Raw genomic sequence first — 18,870 nt, forward strand, 5'->3', positions numbered from 1 at the left:
CGTTCAATCAATAAAAAGTATGATAAAAAAATGTTATGATGCTCTACATCGAGAAATGTTGAATAAAAAGCACCTTGGCAGGGCTTTAAATGGATAAGCATGACAAAGCGTAGAGTAAAACCAGAGCATGTGCGACGTGAAGAAATTATTAGCGCCGCATTTTATGTAATTTCTGAAGTGGGGTTATCCAATACCACCATTGCACAGATTGCAAAAAAGGCCGAACTATCGACTGGTATTGTGAGTCACTATTTTGGTGACAAACAGGGATTGATCAATACCTGTATGCAAGAAATGCTCAACGTTTTGCGTCAAAAGACTGACCAATACAAAGCCGAAGCAGATACGCATCCAGAAAGCCAGATCAAGGCCATTATTGATTCCAACTTCGATATCAGTCAGGTCAACAAACAAGCCATGCGGGTCTGGTTAGACTTTTGGTCTGCCAGTATGCACCTTCCCGAACTTGGACGTTTACAACGAATTAATGATCAACGCCTGTATTCCAACTTGAAACATTATTTTCTTATGTTGGTCGATGATAAACAACAGGCAAGCATCGCTGCTCGCGGATTAGCAGCTTTGATTGACGGATTATGGTTACGCGGCAGTTTAAGTAGTCACGACGAGTTTGACAGCCAACTGGCCCGTTCCATTGCTTACGATTATGTAAAAACGCAAATTCAATTTGCGAACAAGCCTTTGCAGGAGAAACAGAATGAGTGATGCACAAGTTCACCAGTTATATATCCACGGACGTTATGTCGCAGCGACCAGTGGCAAAACATTTAACAGCATTAACCCTGCCAACGGTGAAGTGATCGCAACACTTCAACAAGCATCACAACAAGACATTGAAGCGGCTGTTCAAAGCGCACAACAAGGCCAAAAAATCTGGGCAGCGATGACGGCGATGGAGCGTTCACGCATCTTACGTCGTGCAGTTGATATCTTACGTGAACGTAATGACGAACTTGCCCAGCTCGAAACCCTCGATACCGGTAAAGCCTATAGCGAAACCTCAACTGTGGATATCGTAACAGGCGCAGATGTACTCGAATACTACGCAGGTCTTGCAACCGCGATTCAAGGCGAGCAAGTGCCACTGCGCGAATCAAGCTTCTTTTATACTCGTCGTGAACCCCTCGGTGTAGTGGCTGGTATCGGTGCTTGGAACTATCCAATTCAAATCGCCATGTGGAAATCTGCGCCTGCCCTAGCAGCGGGTAATGCCATGATTTTCAAACCAAGCGAAACCACCCCACTGACTGCATTTAAACTTGCTGAAATCTATACCGAAGCGGGCGTACCAGACGGCGTATTTAACGTGGTCCAAGGTGCGGGTCGTGATATCGGTCAATGGTTAACTGAACATCCTGTGATTGAAAAAATCTCGTTCACGGGTGGTGTCGAAACAGGCAAGAAAGTGATGGCCAGTGCTGCGGGTTCAACCTTGAAAGAAGTCACGATGGAGCTGGGCGGTAAATCCCCCCTGATTATTTGTGATGATGCCAACCTCGACCGCGCTGCGGATATCGCAGTGATGGCAAACTTCTTTAGCTCAGGTCAAGTCTGCACCAATGGTACCCGTGTGTTTGTACCAAAAGCCTTGCTTGCTGACTTTGAAGCAGCCGTTGTGGAACGGGTAAAACGTATCCGTATCGGTGATCCGATGGCTGAGCAAACCAATTTCGGACCTCTCACCAGTTTCCCGCATATGGAAAAAGTGTTGTCTTTCATTGAGTCAGGCAAACAGCAAGGTGCAAAACTGTTGATCGGTGGTGGCCGTGCCACTGAAGGCGACTTAGCCAAAGGTGCTTATGTACTCCCGACGGTATTCAGCAACTGCCAAGATGATATGGCAATTGTGCAAGAAGAAATCTTTGGCCCAGTGATGAGCATTCTCAGCTATGAAACTGAGGAAGAAGTAATCCGTCGTGCCAATGACACCACCTTTGGCTTAGCCGCAGGTGTTGTGACACAAGACATCACCAAAGCGCATCGCATGATTCATCAACTTGAAGCAGGTATCTGCTGGATCAATACCTGGGGCGAATCGCCTGCGGAAATGCCAGTCGGTGGCTACAAGCAATCTGGTGTTGGCCGTGAAAATGGCTTAACCACTTTGGGTCATTACACCCGTATCAAATCCGTTCAAGTTGAGTTGGGTGAGTATCACAGCATTTTCTAATGCCCTTAGCTTTCACCCTCAAAATTAATCCTCAATGCCGAGCAATCCCATGATTGCATCGGCATCCTCAAGAATAGAAAAAGGGATAACGATGAATACTCAAGCATATGACTACATTATCATTGGCGCAGGATCTGCCGGAAATGTGCTCGCAACACGTCTGACTGAAGACAAAGACGTGACTGTTTTATTATTGGAAGCAGGTGGTCCAGACTACCGTTTAGATTTCCGTACTCAAATGCCAGCTGCTTTGGCTTTTCCTTTACAAGGTCGTCGCTATAACTGGGCCTATGAAACCGATCCTGAACCACACATGAACAATCGCCGTATGGAGTGTGGTCGTGGTAAGGGCTTAGGTGGTTCTTCTCTGATTAACGGCATGTGCTATATCCGTGGTAATGCCATGGACTTGGATCAGTGGGCAACAATGAAAGGTCTGGAAGACTGGACCTATGCAGACTGCTTGCCGTATTACAAAAAAGCCGAAACTCGTGATATCGGTGGTAATGACTACCACGGTGACAAGGGTCCAGTATCCGTCGCAACCCCTAAAAATGGCAACAATGTCTTATTCCATGCCATGGTTGAAGCAGGCGTACAGGCAGGTTACCCACGTACCGATGACTTAAATGGTTATCAACAAGAAGGCTTTGGCCCAATGGACCGTACTGTGACCCCAAAAGGTCGCCGTTCTAGTACAGCCCGTGGTTATCTGGATCTAGCCAAAGGTCGTCCGAATTTGACCATCGTCACGCATGCCACCACCAACCGCATCCTGTTCAATCAAAAACAGGCCGTGGGTGTGGAATATATTATTGGTGCAGACAAAGCCAATATGAAACAGGCACAAGCGAAACGTGAAGTCTTGCTCTGTGCAGGTGCAATTGCATCGCCACAAATCTTGCAACGCTCAGGTGTGGGTGAAAGCAACTTCCTGAAATCGATGGATATTGATGTCGTGCATGACTTGCCGGGCGTAGGTGAGAACCTGCAAGACCACTTAGAAATGTACTTGCAATACCAATGTACGCAACCTGTATCACTCTACCCTGCACTGCAATGGTATAACCAGCCTGCAATCGGTGCTGAATGGTTATTCAATGGCACTGGCGTTGGCGCGAGCAATCAGTTCGAAGCGGGTGGCTTTATCCGTAGCTCGGAAGAGTTTGACTGGCCGAATATCCAATATCACTTCTTACCTGTTGCGATTAACTACAACGGTAGTAATGCAGTAAAAGAGCATGGCTTCCAAGCCCATGTCGGTTCAATGCGCTCACCGTCGCGTGGTCGTATCAAGCTGAAATCAAAAGATCCGTTTGAGCATCCAAGTATTCTGTTCAACTACATGTCAACTGAACAAGACTGGCGTGAATTCCGTGATGCGATCCGTATCACCCGTGAAATCATGGCGCAACCTGCACTTGATCCATATCGTGGTGAAGAAATCAGTCCGGGTAAACATATCCAAACCGATGCAGAACTAGATGAATTCGTCCGCACCCATGCCGAAACAGCATTTCACCCATCATGTAGCTGTAAGATGGGCGAAGACGATATGGCCGTAGTCGATGGTCAAGGTCGCGTTCATGGCGTACAAGGCTTACGTGTGGTTGATGCTTCCATCATGCCACTGATCATTACTGGTAACCTGAATGCCACCACCATTATGATCGCAGAAAAAATTGCCGATAAAATCCGTGGCAAGAAACTCCCTCGCTCTGAAGCGGGTTATTACAAAGCGGGTACAGCACCTGTACGTCAAGCGCCGTTACGTCCAATACTATAAGGAAGATATTCCTCAGGGGATACCCGAAGCTCAGCTTCGGGTTTCACTTCATTCAGGGAGAAATGATGAAAAAAACTTTATTCTTAATTGCACCTTTGGCTTTTTACTTTCAAAGCACCCACGCCACTGAAACCCCTTCACCCTACTCGGCCAATATCACTGCGGCCAGCCAATACGTTTCTCGCGGTTTTCAACAAACTTGGGGTAAACCTGCCTTACAAGGTGGACTGGATTACAACCATGCCAACGGTTTTTATGCAGGGACTTGGGCATCGACGGTAAGTGATCATTTTATTCGGGATGCCTCGGTCGAGTGGGATGTATATACTGGCTATAGCCACAGTTTTGGTGATATCACCGTTGGCACCAAAGTCGCTTATTACTATTATCCTGGGGCAAAAACCACTGCGGATACCGGCCATACCCGTTTTGATTATGGGGAAATTATCCCTGAGATCAGCTATGGGCCACTCAGCGTTAAATATGCGATGACCTATACCCAAGATTATTTCGGCAATAACTCGGATACTTTGGGCGTCGGCAACAATAAGCATTCACGTGGCTCGGGGTATTTGGATGTCAATTGGCATCAACCGATTACGCAAGGTTGGTCTGTCGATGCCCATTATGGCAACCAACGCATTAAAAACTTTTCTGCAGCCAGCTTCCAAGATGCCAGTTTTGCCGTCAACAAAGAACTGCCATATAACCTTTCAAGCAGCTTGACCTATAGCAAAGCATGGGATAAAGACGGTTTTTATCAGCAATACAGCAATGGTAATCCCAACGCCAAAGTATCGAATCCGATTGATTCAACCGTAACCCTGTCATTGACCAAAAGTTTCTAATCCAAACGGGATCAAGACTTCTGACATAAAAAAGCCGCTTCATTGAAAGCGGCTTTTTAGAATCTTGAATATTAAGGCTTGATCAGTTCAATCGTTGAACCTGCACGTTTTGGATCAATCAAAATCTTGGCATGTTGCTCTGGGTCGCGCAGCGCCTCAAACGCATTGCCGACGCCTTCCAAACCGACCACACCCGTGATCAATGGTGAACAATCAACTTTACCTTCCGCAATCATATGCAGGGTGTCACGGAACTCAAGTGGGGTATAACCCAGCACATACTGGATTTCTAATTCTTTATTGATCGCCAACGCAGGTTCGATCTTATCACTTTGCATACAAACCCCTACTCCGACAATACGTGAGAATAAAGGTGCACCCTCCAAGATCTGCTGCATGATCCCAGCCACACCCACGCATTCAAAAATCACCGGACGTTTTGGCAGTAACCCGAGTTTATCCCCGACACGCATGGCATTCACCCACGGTAATGAGTAGGTCTGAACCTTATCAAAAATCCCCATGCCCATATTAATCGCTTCTGAGACATTGCCCAATAAGCCAAGCTCTTTCCAACTGCTAAATGGCGATTGCTGTTTAGGATCAATCAAGATATCTGCACCACACTGCTCGGCCAAGCGACGGCGATTCGGTGAAAAATCACTGGCGACTACGGTTTTGACACCCGCTGCTTTGAGCATAATAATCACACCCAAACCCACGGGACCACAGCCAATCACAATCGCTGGCTCATTTTTCTTGATTCGACTACGACGTACTGCATGCAGCGCAACAGCCATCGGCTCAGTCAGTGCGGCACTGTCCGCATCTAAACCATTCGGCACTTCAAACATCAAACTGGATTGCACTAAGACCTGTTCTGCATAACCACCTGAAGCACTCGGTGACAGCCCCGTCGGCACATAGCCTTGTGGATCGACATTTAATAAGGGCATGGCACAAACCAAAGTATCGGCTTTCAATTTACGGCGTGTTTTTGGACCGTAATCCAAGACTTTGCCGCAGAACTCATGCCCGAAAACCAATTTATCCGAGGACTTTGCCACCCCATTAAAGCCAACTCGCGCTGCCAAATCATGCATATGATCACAGTGATGCTGCATGTGTAAATCAGAACCACAGATACCGCAACGTACCACTTCAAGTAAGACTTGCCCCTTTGCAGGAACCAATTGAAGGCTGTCTTCCAGTTTTAACTCAGCGTTATGACAAATCAGAGATTTCATAGGATGCTTTCCTTTTTTGTTTTATTCCCATTGTTCGCTTTTAGCACTTTGACCCGTTGCTGTACCAAGCAAACAACACATGACTCAATCCTGACAAGGATAATTGTCAAAAACTATGACCTAAATATCAATATATCGCAGTAATAAAGTCAGCAAATGATGTATTTTAAAATCGCTCAATTGATTCAAAAAAAGTTTAAAAATTATTCTCTTTTAACTTCAAATAGATGAATCTATTTTTCTAAATTGCTTCCCTATTTTTATTAAAACAATCAAATTTAAACCTTGCATTTAATAGTGTCTTTATGACACTATATATTTACTGGCTTTAAGCCACTATAAAAGAGAAATTAAAAATGACGATTCAACTTATGACAACTCAAGCCAATGTTCCCATCGAGTTTTTGCAGTTTTCAGGTGGTGAACGTCATATTCAACTACAACCTGAGTTATTGAACCAATTACAAGCTGACACGCAGATCAAAGCCTCACTTCAGAACAGTACAGATGTGATGGATTATCTATTATTGGAAAATGTGTTACTAGAACAAGGCACTCGCCTTTCGGTGGAAATCCCTTATTTTCCCTATGCACGTCAAGACCGTATCTGTGCACAAGGTCAGGCCTTCTCTCTAGATTTAATGACCAAGCTATTGAATAGCAATAGCGAAAAATTTGTGGGACAACGTCAGAAAATTGTGGTGTGGGATTGCCATAGCCCAGTGACCCTTGAGCTGTTACGCAAAAATACCAGCTTCCAACAGGTAATCAATATTGAACCGATTGAGATTATCCAGCAAAGCCCAGCATTAATGCAGATTTTAAGCGCCGACAATACGGTATTGATCTGCCCTGATGCAGGTGCAATACAACGCACCCAAGCGATTGCAAACGGTATCAATCCGAAACGCCAACAGACCATTGAAGTGATTCACTGTGAAAAGAAACGTGATCCAAGCACTGGCAAAATTAGAACAACGGCGGTGGATAGCCCTGATTTGACAGGAAAAACAGCCGTGATCACCGATGATATTTGCGATGGTGGTGCCACCTTTATTGGTATTGCCAAACAACTACGCAGCCTAAATTGCCAAAACATTATTTTGTATGTCACCCATGGCATTTTTAGCAAAGGTCTCGCGGTATTTGATGGCTTGGTCGATCAGCTCTTTACCAGCAATAGCCTGCCACAAGCAGAAGCAAGCAAACTCAATATCATCAATTTTCAAAATCAAGATTAAAGCAAAAGGCCGATAAAAATGAGTATTAAAATTAACCCACTCAATGCAATTGATTTCTATAAAGCAGACCACCGTCGCCAGTATCCAGTGGGAACTGAATACGTCTATGCCAACTTTACCCCGCGTTCATCACGTTTAGCCAAAATGCTGCCTGACTTTGATGACAAGATTGTGTTCTTTGGTCTGCAAGGCTTTATCAAACACTTTCTGATTGAAACTTGGAATGAAGGCTTCTTCAATCAAGCTAAAGCCAAAGTGGTGGCAGCCTATAAACGCCGTATGGACAACGCTTTAGGTGAAGGTGCTGTGCCCGTCGAGCACATCGAAGCCTTGCACGATCTTGGTTATTTACCATTAAAAATTAAAGCCTTGCCAGAAGGTAGCCGCGTCAATATCAAAGTACCAGTATTGACCATCATCAATACTGATCCGAATTTCTTTTGGTTAACCAACTATATTGAAACCGTGCTCAGTGCCGAACTCTGGAAAAGCTGTACCACCGCCAGCATTGCCTATGAATACAAACGCTTGTTGACCCAATATGCAGAAAAAACAGGTGCACCTTTAGACTTTGTTGCTGTTCAAGGCCATGATTTTAGTAGCCGTGGGATGAGTGGGATCTATGATGCAGCCCAATCAGGCGTGGGGCACTTGACCAGTTTTATCGGTACCGATTCAGTTGCATCAATTGACTATGCTGAAGAATATTATAACGCCACTGGTGTCATCGGTGTTTCAGTGCCTGCAACAGAACACAGTGTGATGTGTATGGGCAGTGAAGAAAGTGAAATCGAAACCTTTAGACGCCTGATCTGTGAGCTTTATCCTGCTGGGGTAGTCAGTATCGTTTCAGATACTTGGGATTTCTGGCGTGTGATTACCGAGTTTAGCGTGGAATTAAAAGCAGAGATTTTAAAACGCCAACCGAATGCCCTCGGACTCGCCAAAGTGGTGTTTCGCCCTGACTCAGGTGATCCCGTGAAAATTATCTGCGGCGATCCTGATGCTGAGCGAGATAGTCCTGCTTATAAAGGTGCAGTGCAATGTTTATGGGAGATTTTTGGCGGCACAGAAACAACGCAAGGCTATAAAGTACTGAATGAGCGTGTTGGCTTAATCTATGGTGACTCAATTACCCTAGAACGTGCACAAAATATCTTAAAAGGTTTGGAAGCCAAAGGCTTTGCTTCCAACAATCTGGTTTTTGGAATTGGCAGCTATACCTATAACTATTTGACTCGCGATAGCTTTGGTTTTGCTGTAAAAGCCACGTGGGGGCAGGTCAATGGCGTCGGTCGCGAACTGTTTAAAGATCCAGTGACCGACTCGGGTGTTAAAAAATCAGCCAAGGGCTTATTACGGGTTGAACAAACCGAAAATGGTTTTGAGCTCTTTGATCAACAAAGCTTTGAACAGGAGAAGATGGGGGCACTGCAAACAGTATTTGAAAATGGTCAATTGTTAAGAGAATGCTCGCTCGATCAAATTCGGGAGAGATTGGTCTAAGCAATATCAAGACCTCTAATTTGCAGTTCATCTACGTTACATCATGACAGGCGGCATGAATGCCGCCCATTTAACAATCTTGCACGAAATTCAGAATGCTATTTTGAACTGGGCTCAGGATGCAGCATCAACTAACCGCAGCAATGAACAGTTTTTGCTTAGGCCTTATCCCCAAAAGTATGCAATTGCCAATACACAAAAGTTTTGATTTCTCGATGACGAATGTTGCTATGCCGAAACAAGCTAAACTGTTTTTTCATTTATAAACAGCACATTCAAATCTATAAAAACCTTTATACTTGATTCACTCATCCATGAGATAACACCAAATGACCTATACGTCCGAACAGGAATACCTTGCCCACTACCAAAAAACAGACTATGACACCCCACTGTTTACGGTCGATATGGCAATTTTTTCTGTGGCAAAAGGTCAATTACAAGTCTTAATGATTCAGCGCTCCAACTTTCCCGAAAAAGGCAAATGGGCGCTACCGGGTGGCTTTGTCGATTTAAAAACCGACCCAGACTTAATGGCAACGGCACACCGCAAACTACTTGAAAAAACAGGGATTCATTCCCCTTACCTAGAACAAGTCGAAACCATTGGCAATCAACATCGTGATCCACGCGGCTGGTCGATTACCGCTTTATATTTTGCCCTGATTGATTTTGACAAATTTGAAATTCAAGCAAGTCACACCACTGAGCATAGTCAATGGCTTCCGATCGATCAAGCATTACAACTGGATTTAGCCTTTGATCATCAACAACTGCTCCAACTCGCTTATGATCGCCTTGGCAACAAAACCCGTTACACCGCTCTACCCGCCAGTCTCATGCCTGAGCTTTTTACCCTGACCGAATTACAAACCATTTATGAAATTATTTTAGGTCATACATTAGAAAAGAAATCATTCAGACGGCGTATGCAGGAAGCAGGTGCAGTTGAAGAAACAGGACAGCAAAAAATTGTCGGCAAGCGCCCTGCTCAATTGTTTCGCTATGCACTGGAAAATTATAACTTCACCTTTCCACGTATGTTGGAAACGCCACGCAACAACGCTGAAAATGAAAAGAGCTAAGATATTTCTAGCTTAGCTCCAATTACTGATCGTTTAAGTTTACTTCCACGTTTGACGAATTAAGTCCACCGCTTTTTCAGCAATCATAATCGTCGGTGCATTGGTATTACCATTCACCACGGTTGGCATAATGGAGGCATCAATAACTCGCAGTCCCTCAATACCATAGACTTTCAGTTCAGGATCAACCACGGCCATCTCATCCACACCCATTTTACAACTGCCGACTGGGTGATACACCGTATCGACACGTTGGCGTAAAATCTCACGAATTTCATCATCAGACTGCACATTGGCGGTAAACATATCCTCTTTAATTTTTTCACTTAAAGCGGGTGCGTTCATTAACTTTTGCGTGACTTTATAACCATCGACCATATCCTGAAGATCTTGTTCATCCTCAAGGAATTTAAAGTCAATCAGCAATGGATCATCCACATGTTTACCACTGAGTTTGACTGAACCACGCGCACGCGGATTCAACAAACAGACGTGGCATGAAATCCCGTGTCCCATATGCATGGTGCGCGCATGGTTATCCACCACCGCAATCACGAAATGCAGTTGTAGATTTGGCTTATCCAGCTCAGGACGAGTTTTTAAGAAACCACCACACTCAGCAAAATTGGTGGTGATCAAACCGCGACGCTCTTTACGATAACGTCCAATCTGCTTGACTAGATCTAGGCTTCCACCCACTGACACCCCAAAGGTTCCCTCCATTTGCTTGGTCTTATAAGCAAAAATAAAGTCTGGATGGTCATGCAGGTTTTCACCCACACCCGCCAAATCTTTAACAACGGGAATACCGTGCTTTTCAAGCTCTTGACGTGGGCCAATACCAGATAGCATCAAGATTTGTGGTGACTGGAATGCTCCTGCTGACAATAAGACTTCTTTCTTGGCTCGAACAACTGTGCTTTGTTCATTGTGTTTATATTCGACCCCAACAGCACGACCATTTTCAATCACAATTTTTGACACCAAAGCTTTGGTAATCACATGTAGATTGGAGCGCTGGCCTAAATGAGGAAATAGATAACCTCGGGCAGCACTCCAGCGTTCGCCATTTTTTTGCGTGACCTGATAAACACCGAGTCCTTCTTGTTCTGCACCATTGAAATCATCATTGAGTGGATAATTCACCTGCTTCGCAGCTTCAACAAAAGTTTTTTGATAAGGATTATCTGAACGTAATTCACTGACATTAAGTGGACCATGCTGCCCATGATATTCATTACGAATGCGCTCGTTATGCTCTGATTTTATAAAATATGGTAAAACATCGTCATAAGACCATCCCGCATTACCCAAAGCAGCCCAATGATCGTAGTCACTGCGATGTCCACGGATATACACCATTGCATTGATGGCAGAACTTCCACCTAAGCACTTACCTCGCGGTTGATAGCCTTTTCGGCCATTCAATCCTTTTTGTGGAATGGTTTCTAAAGCCCAGTTATTAATTTTAGTCGGAATACTAATCACTGCTGCTGAAGGTGTATTCACCAACCAACTATTGCCATCACCACCAGCTTCTAATAAACATACCGAAATATTTGGATTTTCTGATAATCGCCCAGCCAGTACCGATCCTACTGAACCACCACCTATAATTACAAAATCAAAAGCTGTTTCTGTCATCGCTATACTCTGTTTTTTCTTTTTAAAAAGTGGAAGCATTATGCCGAACACGGCATTTAAATACTGTTGTAGTTGTCTAACCAATTCATATCAATATAAGCAACTTAACTGGATCATCCTCAAAGCGCAATAGCCAAATCAAGCAATGCCCTTGCAGTAAAAATGCAATCTTTCAGAAGCCAATAAGTCACCTCCTAATAATATTCATTCATGTCTATTTAAAACTGGCAAAAGGCTCAGAATGGACTCATCAATCAACACTTCAAACTTACTCCTTTAACACATCAGGACAATGTTTGCATTCCACTTTACTTTGAATAGCCAAACCAAGTAAATAAATCACTTATTAGTTTTATTAAAACAAATTTTTCAAATAACTGAATATTATTTACTGGATAAAATAATGAAGGCACTCATCACCAAAGGTTGTCATACAGACCACGGTGGCATAGTACAAGAGGCAGATCACACCTTTCTCATTGAAGGGATTCCAGCACATGTAGAAGGAATGAAGCACTATTGCCCCAAATGCCAAGTGATGGCTACAGCTCAATCCTCAGGCAAAGGCTTTTTAATGGCAGGCACTAGAACAATTATTATGGCAGGTGACAAAGCCACTTGCGGCGCAACCTTTTTCCCGAATCAAAGCCTTGTGGTGAGAGATAACGGAATCGGTACAGGCCCGAATAGTTCATCCGCTGTTAGCAACTTCCTCAATACCAGCAGCCCTCAGGTTTTCGATGAACAAGTGGCAGCTGAGTTTAGTTTTGCCGAAGGTATGCCCTACTTGATCGAAACAGCTGACGGTAAAATCTTTCAAGGCACAATTGGTACTGATGGGAAACTGCCACGGATTGAAACCGAGGGACATGCTTCTTATAAACTCTATTTAGGTGAAGAAGCACTCACCAAGCGTGGTGGTGATGCCAGTTAATCAATCGGGGACTGTTAAAACAAATCCCAAACGAGGTTCTGTTGCGGCTTGTAGTATGGTGGGTATTGTGCCAATAACATTTAAAGAGTTATGGGATAATTACTATGGTGACAAAACTCCACCTTATACTGTAAATGGAAAAATACCTGACGAGTTTGAAAATCAATGTGCAATTCGAATGAGTGTTACATTTCATCGCACTGGTATAAAAATGACTTCTTTCTCAGAAAAACTAATAAAACCAGAAAAAAATGAAGCAACTATTGGTCGCTTACTTTTAAAAGGATTACCCACCTCAACAAGAGCAAATGAATTTGCCCAGTGGTTACAAACACGTCCAGTTTGTGGTATCGGCCCAGCGGAGGATATCACTGGCAAAGATTGGCAGAAAAAAATTAAAGGCCGTACAGGAATTGTTTACTTTGGAGACTTTTGGCAAAGAGATGGGCTAGAAGAGCTTAGAGATATTGCCTCTGGAGGACATATAGATCTATGGAATAATTTTAGGCTAACCAATAATTGGACAACAGTACCTAGATTCTTTTTTGGTATAAATAGAATGAATATAGGTCGATATCAATATACGGATTATGCTCAATCCAAGCGAATATTATTTTTTGAGGTCAAATGATAAAAAAGATTATATACCCTATCTTAAGTCTCATCATTATCATTGTTTTAATGCAACTTTCGCATGAAATTTTTATTAACTTATTAAAACATAAAAGGCCATGTATAGAAGGTTGCAGTGGTTCATTTAAGAACTTTTTAATGATCTATACTTGGTTTTGGTTCATCTTAAGCATGTTGGCTGGTTATCTTATAGCAGCCAAAAAAGCGAGCTATAAATTCATCATGATCTTAGTTCTTGTATTTTTAATCTCTACATTTATCGTGAATTGGTACGCCGCGACCTACGGCTACGGACTCAATTTAAGCTATTAAATTTAAAAAATCCAGACGTAAAAAAACCGCTAACTTAGCGGTATTTTATCTCATCTTTTAAGATGATGGTCGGAGCAGTAGGATTCGAACCTACGACCCCCTGGTCCCAAACCAGGTGCACTACCAGGCTGTGCTATGCTCCGAAATTGGGGTGAATGACGGGATTCGAACCCGCGACAACTGGAATCACAATCCAGGGCTCTACCAACTGAGCTACATCCACCATCAAAACTTTGATTCTATATACCAAGCTGCCAAATGGCGCGCCTGACAGGATTCGAACCTGTGACCATCCGCTTAGAAGGCGGATGCTCTATCCAACTGAGCTACAGGCGCATAACGATGATAATACTATCACGATACTTCGCCGATATTTAAAACTATGTTTTTCAACACATTTTAAATGGTCGGAGCAGTAGGATTCGAACCTACGACCCCCTGGTCCCAAACCAGGTGCACTACCAGGCTGTGCTATGCTCCGATTTCTTTTCAGCTTTTAGTATATCGCACATCGTGCGGTACGGTGTGCATTCTAGGCGCGACGCCCTAGAACGTCAACACCTATTTTCCAAAAAACTAATAAATCCTTATCAAATGTATATTTAACAAGCATTTTCAGACATTTTAGCGTTTCAAAGAAGCACTAAAGTTCAACATTCGATCTAAGGGTAATTTCGCACGTTCAGCTAAGGCTGGATCGACGTGTATTTCTTGATCAGCATGCTGCAATACATGCAAAATACCATCCAGTTCATTCATTGCCATCCACGGGCAATGTGCACATGAACGACACGTTGCACCCTCACCTGCAGTTGGCGCTTCAAATAATTCTTTATCTGGTGCGGCTTGCTGCATTTTATAGAAAATGCCGCGATCTGTTGCCACGATCATTTGTTTATGCGGCAAGGTCTGTGCTGCTTTAATCAATTGCGAGGTACTTCCCACCGCATCAGCAATATCTACCACCGATTCAGGTGACTCAGGATGAACCAAGACCGCAGCATCAGGATAGAGTGCCTTCATTTGCGCAATACCACGGGCGCGGAACTCTTCATGCACGATACATGCACCATCCCACAACAACATTTCAGCGCCTGTTTTCTTTTGAATATAGCGACCTAAATGCTGATCTGGCGCCCAAATAATTTTTTCACCCAAGCTATCTAAGTGCTCAATGATCTCTACCGCACAACTTGAAGTCACCACCCAATCGGCACGTGCTTTCACAGCCGCCGAGGTGTTGGCATAGACCACCACGGTATGATCAGGGTGCTGATCACAGAATGCAGTGAATTCATCCACAGGACAGCCCAAATCGAGTGAACAGGTTGCTTCTAGGGTTGGCATCAACACGGTTTTTTCAGGGGATAAGATTTTTGAGGTTTCGCCCATAAACTTCACGCCTGCCACCACAAGCGTTGTTGCAGGATGATCACGACCAAAACGCGCCATTTCCAATGAATCAGAAACACAGCCACCCGTGAGCTCGGCAAGCTCTTGCACTTCCGGATCACAGTAATAGTGAGCCACAAGCACTGCATTGCGTTTTTTCAACTCTGCTGCAATTTGGGCAAACTTTTCTTGTTTCACTTCTGGGCTAAGGCTATTGTCCTTTGGCTCGCCCAAACGATCTAAATGCGCCTGCACAATATTTTTGGCTTCGTTCGCAATTAAATTCGCATCATTCATAAAACGTCTTCTCTATCCTGCGTGCTTGCATCACTGCAAACTTTTAACGTGGGTAATGGCGTGATCATTTGGGAAAAATCACCTCATCCACAAACTAGCTTATAAAAAAAGCCCCACTGTGGAGGCTTTATTATAACGCAAATTTATGAGCGATAATCGGCATTAATTTTGACATAGTCGTAAGAAAAGTCACAGGTATAAACCGTATCTTTTGCTGTACCACGACCAAGATCGATACGAATGCTAATTTCCTTCTCCGCCATGACGGCTGCGCCTGCTTCTTCGGTATAGTCTGGGTTTGCACCACCATCTAAGCAGATTTGTACATCACCAAGCCAAACTTGAACTTTGCTGCTATCTAGGTTTGGCACGCCCGCCTTACCAATCGCCATTACAATACGCCCCCAGTTTGGATCTGAAGCGAATAAAGCCGTTTTAATTAACGGTGACTCAGCAACACTATAGGCCACATCACAACATTCTTGGGTATTGGCTCCGCCTTCCACCTGAACAGTAATGAACTTGGTCGCGCCTTCACCATCACGCACAATCAATTGCGCCAAACGATTCATAATACGTGCAAGCACATCGAGCACTTGTTGATAACGTGCATCGTCTTGGCTCTGAATTTCAGCACCGCCAGCTAGACCCGTTGCGACAAAGATACAAGAGTCATTGGTCGAGGTATCACCATCAATGGTAATGCGGTTAAAGGAATGCTCAACCGTGGTTTGCAATAAACGCTGTACCAATTCAGCACTAATCGGGGCATCGGTTGCAACGAAGCTGAGCATGGTTGCCATATTCGGACGAATCATGCCAGCGCCTTTGCTAACTCCCGTCATGGTATAGGTCACACCATCCAGCTCAAACTGTTCAGATGCACCTTTTGGTGTGGTATCGGTGGTCATGATGCCTGATGCCGCGTCCGCCCAACGATCTGCATTTAAATCATTTAATGCAGGTTGAATGCCTTGTACTAAACGTTCAATCGGGAGTTGCTCACCAATCACACCAGTTGAAAAGGGTAAAATCTGATTGGCTTGAACACCGGTTAACTCAGCTAACTTGGCACAAGTCGCTTCTGCATTTTTATAACCAACTGTTCCTGTTGCAGCATTGGCATTACCCGTGTTGATAATCAGGTAACGTGGGGTATTTTCTGTTAAATGCTTTTTACTCAATTGAACAGGCGCAGCCGCAAAAGCGCTTTGGGTAAATACCCCTGCAACATTTGAGCCTTCGGCAAATTCAAAAATGACTAAATCTCGTCGATTTGGATAACGTACATACGCCTCAGTTGAGCCAATTTTTACACCCTGCACCACATGCATAAGTGGCATTGTTACGTCACCAACAGCCATTTTTAAACTTCCATTCAATTTGTTATGAAAAAGAAAATGAATACATACCCTATATATGAGACTCGGAAAGGTCATCTACAACCTGCGTGGTATTTGTAATATCCCGTTTCTGCGATAGATAAAACAAATGCAACAAGTGAACAGGTTTTGTAGATGACAATGCCTTTGGTTACTTTGGGCGAAACCAAAGTAACTCGAACCGAAGGTTATTCCTAATATTGAATTACACTAAGCAAGACACCGCCTCGCTAATAACTGAGTTACGGTTCAAGTCATAAAATATGTCGATTCATATCTGTTAAGTAGCTTATTCCAAAAAGAAATGAAAATCGAGTATTAACACTACAGATTATGGAATTTGGCTTTGCTCTAAACTCAGTAAAATCTGCTTCTTATCCAAACCACCCGCAAAACCCACCAAAGCCCCACTCGAACCAATCACCCGATGACACGGCGCAATAATCGAAATCGGATTCTTACCATTGGCTGCCCCAACCGCACGAACCGCTTTTTCATTCCCTAACTGAATAGCAATGTCTTTATAACTGCGTGTTTCCCCATAAGGAATGCTCAATAAAGCCTGCCAGACTTGTTGCTGAAATGCAGTACCTTGGAAATCAAGTGGTAAATCAAACTGCTGACGTTGCCCTACAAAATATTGTTCTAATTGTTGTTTGACACGATGCAGCATTGGATGCTGGCGATCTTCAATCAGCTCAGAAAGCCGCACCCGTTTATGGTCTTCATTGTCCCACATCACGGCGACAAGTGCCTGATCATGAGCAACCAGTTTTAATGCACCCACAGGAGAATCCATGTACATATACACCAGTTGCATCACGCTCTCCTCAATCATTAATTTGATGATAACTTCATCAACACAAGACCTGAAACGATTAATACCGCTGCGATCATGCGCATAGCCGTCATCGGTTCATTCAAGATCAAAATGCCGACAACAAATGATCCAATCGCACCAATTCCCGTCCAGATGGTATAGGCCGTCCCAAGTGGTAAAGTCCGCATCGACATCGAAAGTAATACCACACTTAAAATCATGAAAACAATGGTCACGATACTTGGCGTTAACTTGGTAAATCCTTCAGACATCTTCATAGAATATGCCCAAATAACTTCAAAAATACCTGCCAAAATTAAAATTGCCCATGCCATTTTATTACGCTCAACTTTATCGAGTGTCGGGTCGTCCCAACGTGATTTTTTCGAGGGAGGTCGTCCTCCTAGGTGCAGTAGTGTACTGTGGAATTTTTAAATATGTGATTTGTTCTGTATCTATATTGACTAAGCTTTTGAAAAAATGAAGCTCTTTATTTAATTCGACTACTGCCAGACAATTTGATCGACCCGCATCAACTCACACGCGCCATTACCCGTATCTTCTCGAGATAAAGAGCTTTTCCAACGCCAACCATCTTTGGCCTGAATCTCAATCAGCGAGCCTTTTAAATACACCAAATCATCTTGTTTAATTTTTTTCATTTGTGTTGCAATTGCGGCATTGGCGGGGACGAGATGCATATTGGCACTGTGTGTTGCAATCTGACGCAGTGGAATGGGTGGCTCATGATCGATAGACCAACGATACCAACGGTTACTTTGGGAAATATCAATCTGTTTATACACCTGAGGGTTGGCCATTTCACCCCAACCTACGGCAATATCCATAGGAGAAAACTCAGCTTCACGCCCCAAGTTATAGTCTTCTCTGGAAAGCACACGGAAGGAACCCTCATAATTTTCTAATGCCACAACTTGTACACCTTGCTGAGTCGTAATCTGACTGATATCAGGTGTAGGCTTAATCCATTTTGTCCACAGCATCCAGCCGAGTGCAATCACTAGCAAGCCATACATCCATCTCGGCATGTTATTGATCCTGTTTATTGCCTAAAGCTTTTATCCATTGCTTAAATCGTGTTAAAGCAGTTGAAAAGAACTGTTGAATCAGGCTTAAGACATTTTCATCTTGCTGCTGATCTTTATTCTGAGCGACTTGTGGTTTAGAGGTCGCCAGTTCCATCGGTTCATAATGCGGCATGGTTTGCTGTAATTCTGCACCAAGATTCAAGCGCTGTAATGCGGCAGTCACCTCAGCAATCGGGTCCTGATGATAGAGGGCTAAATGGCGTGCTTCTAAATCAATACAGTGTTCAATGAGTTGATCTGAAAAAGGCAGTAATGCTTTTCTTACGCGCTGTGCTTCTACTGGGCTGCACATATGGGGAATATAATAAAAACTCACATGCATACTGCCATCGGCAGGAATCAACTCAAGCTGAGAAGCCGACACACGTTGAGATTTTTCTCTCAAGTTAGTCGACGCGTTTAGTTTATCTATTATTGGATTGTCTTGTTGTTCTAAAGCCATT

General features: G+C 43.8%; 17 protein-coding genes and 4 tRNA genes. 9 read left to right on the top strand and 12 right to left on the bottom strand.

Going from position 1 to position 18,870, the window contains the following annotated elements; translation table 11 throughout:
* Positions 1 to 99 precede the first annotated feature (99 nt).
* From betI to B2727_RS09365, 4 genes are all read left to right on the top strand, one after another.
* Positions 100 to 726, top strand: coding sequence for a transcriptional regulator BetI (betI, locus tag B2727_RS09350; RefSeq protein WP_004804724.1), 627 nt, complete (start codon positions 100 to 102; stop codon positions 724 to 726).
* Complete coding sequence (gene betB / locus B2727_RS09355; RefSeq protein ID WP_004804721.1) at positions 719 to 2,191, top strand: betaine-aldehyde dehydrogenase; 1,473 nt, start codon at positions 719 to 721, stop codon at positions 2,189 to 2,191. Before betI ends, betB begins: the two co-directional genes overlap by 8 nt.
* A gap of 91 nt (positions 2,192 to 2,282) precedes the next feature.
* Positions 2,283 to 3,977, top strand: a complete 1,695-nt coding sequence (betA, locus tag B2727_RS09360) for a choline dehydrogenase (RefSeq protein ID WP_033133480.1) — start codon at positions 2,283 to 2,285, stop codon at positions 3,975 to 3,977.
* Between the two features lie 65 nt (positions 3,978 to 4,042).
* Positions 4,043 to 4,825, top strand: a complete 783-nt coding sequence (locus B2727_RS09365; protein ID WP_033133479.1) for a TorF family putative porin — start codon at positions 4,043 to 4,045, stop codon at positions 4,823 to 4,825.
* 71 nt (positions 4,826 to 4,896) lie between these two features.
* On the opposite strand, the gene B2727_RS09370 is transcribed toward B2727_RS09365, so the two are convergent.
* Positions 4,897 to 6,072 (bottom strand): zinc-binding dehydrogenase, encoded by a 1,176-nt coding sequence (locus B2727_RS09370; RefSeq protein WP_005205683.1) that lies wholly within the window; start codon positions 6,070 to 6,072, stop codon positions 4,897 to 4,899.
* Positions 6,073 to 6,428: 356 nt separating this feature from the next.
* On the opposite strand from B2727_RS09370, the gene B2727_RS09375 reads away from it, so the two are divergent.
* The 3 genes from B2727_RS09375 (at position 6,429) to B2727_RS09385 (ending at position 9,904) form a co-directional block, all read left to right on the top strand.
* Positions 6,429 to 7,313 carry a phosphoribosyltransferase family protein gene (locus B2727_RS09375; RefSeq protein ID WP_033133478.1) on the top strand — a complete coding sequence of 295 codons (885 nt, stop codon included), beginning with the start codon at positions 6,429 to 6,431 and terminating at the stop codon, positions 7,311 to 7,313.
* 18 nt (positions 7,314 to 7,331) lie between these two features.
* Positions 7,332 to 8,819, top strand: a complete 1,488-nt coding sequence (locus B2727_RS09380; RefSeq protein ID WP_033133477.1) for a nicotinate phosphoribosyltransferase — start codon at positions 7,332 to 7,334, stop codon at positions 8,817 to 8,819.
* 329 nt (positions 8,820 to 9,148) lie between these two features.
* Positions 9,149 to 9,904: an NUDIX hydrolase gene (locus tag B2727_RS09385; protein WP_033133476.1), complete on the top strand. Its 756-nt coding sequence runs from the start codon at positions 9,149 to 9,151 to the stop codon at positions 9,902 to 9,904.
* 39 nt (positions 9,905 to 9,943) lie between these two features.
* Here the strand turns inward: B2727_RS09385 and B2727_RS09390 are convergent, their stop codons facing one another.
* Entirely contained in the window at positions 9,944 to 11,548 is a 1,605-nt protein-coding gene (locus B2727_RS09390) for a GMC family oxidoreductase (protein WP_033133475.1), read from the bottom strand.
* A gap of 403 nt (positions 11,549 to 11,951) precedes the next feature.
* Here B2727_RS09390 and B2727_RS09395 point away from each other — a divergent pair, with 403 nt between their 5' ends.
* Both B2727_RS09395 and B2727_RS09400 read left to right on the top strand, forming a co-directional pair.
* Positions 11,952 to 12,482 carry a PAAR domain-containing protein gene (locus B2727_RS09395; RefSeq protein ID WP_033133474.1) on the top strand — a complete coding sequence of 177 codons (531 nt, stop codon included), beginning with the start codon at positions 11,952 to 11,954 and terminating at the stop codon, positions 12,480 to 12,482.
* The gene (locus B2727_RS09400) at positions 12,472 to 13,113 is read left to right on the top strand and encodes a T6SS effector amidase Tae4 family protein (protein ID WP_033133473.1); all 642 of its coding nucleotides are present in this window, start codon (positions 12,472 to 12,474) and stop codon (positions 13,111 to 13,113) included. The genes B2727_RS09395 and B2727_RS09400 overlap by 11 nt, the downstream gene beginning before the upstream one ends.
* 380 nt (positions 13,114 to 13,493) lie before the next feature.
* Here the strand turns inward: B2727_RS09400 and B2727_RS09405 are convergent.
* The 10 genes from B2727_RS09405 to B2727_RS09450 form a co-directional block, all read right to left on the bottom strand.
* A tRNA-Pro gene (locus B2727_RS09405) sits at positions 13,494 to 13,570 on the bottom strand.
* A gap of 4 nt (positions 13,571 to 13,574) precedes the next feature.
* Positions 13,575 to 13,650, bottom strand: a tRNA-His gene (locus tag B2727_RS09410).
* Positions 13,651 to 13,686: 36 nt separating this feature from the next.
* Positions 13,687 to 13,763 (bottom strand) — tRNA-Arg (locus tag B2727_RS09415).
* 68 nt (positions 13,764 to 13,831) lie between these two features.
* Positions 13,832 to 13,908, bottom strand: a tRNA-Pro gene (locus tag B2727_RS09420).
* 143 nt (positions 13,909 to 14,051) lie between these two features.
* Complete coding sequence (gene nadA, locus B2727_RS09425; RefSeq protein ID WP_004655525.1) at positions 14,052 to 15,116, bottom strand: quinolinate synthase NadA; 1,065 nt, start codon at positions 15,114 to 15,116, stop codon at positions 14,052 to 14,054.
* A gap of 143 nt (positions 15,117 to 15,259) precedes the next feature.
* Positions 15,260 to 16,480: a bifunctional glutamate N-acetyltransferase/amino-acid acetyltransferase ArgJ gene (gene argJ / locus B2727_RS09430; protein WP_033133471.1), complete on the bottom strand. Its 1,221-nt coding sequence runs from the start codon at positions 16,478 to 16,480 to the stop codon at positions 15,260 to 15,262.
* A 349-nt stretch (positions 16,481 to 16,829) separates the two neighbouring features.
* On the bottom strand, positions 16,830 to 17,318 hold the full coding sequence (locus B2727_RS09435) for a methylated-DNA--[protein]-cysteine S-methyltransferase (RefSeq protein WP_033133470.1): 489 nt from the start codon (positions 17,316 to 17,318) through the stop codon (positions 16,830 to 16,832).
* Between the two features lie 17 nt (positions 17,319 to 17,335).
* Positions 17,336 to 17,653, bottom strand: a complete 318-nt coding sequence (locus tag B2727_RS09440) for a DMT family transporter (protein WP_004655532.1) — start codon at positions 17,651 to 17,653, stop codon at positions 17,336 to 17,338.
* 168 nt (positions 17,654 to 17,821) lie between these two features.
* Positions 17,822 to 18,367, bottom strand: a complete 546-nt coding sequence (locus B2727_RS09445) for a hypothetical protein (protein ID WP_033133469.1) — start codon at positions 18,365 to 18,367, stop codon at positions 17,822 to 17,824.
* 1 nt (position 18,368) lies between these two features.
* On the bottom strand, positions 18,369 to 18,869 hold the full coding sequence (locus tag B2727_RS09450) for a hypothetical protein (protein WP_033133468.1): 501 nt from the start codon (positions 18,867 to 18,869) through the stop codon (positions 18,369 to 18,371).
* Position 18,870: the final 1 nt, after the last annotated feature.

It is taken from the genome of Acinetobacter sp. UBA991, assembly GCF_002292065.1.
Taxonomy (GTDB): Bacteria; Pseudomonadota; Gammaproteobacteria; order Pseudomonadales; family Moraxellaceae; genus Acinetobacter; species Acinetobacter higginsii.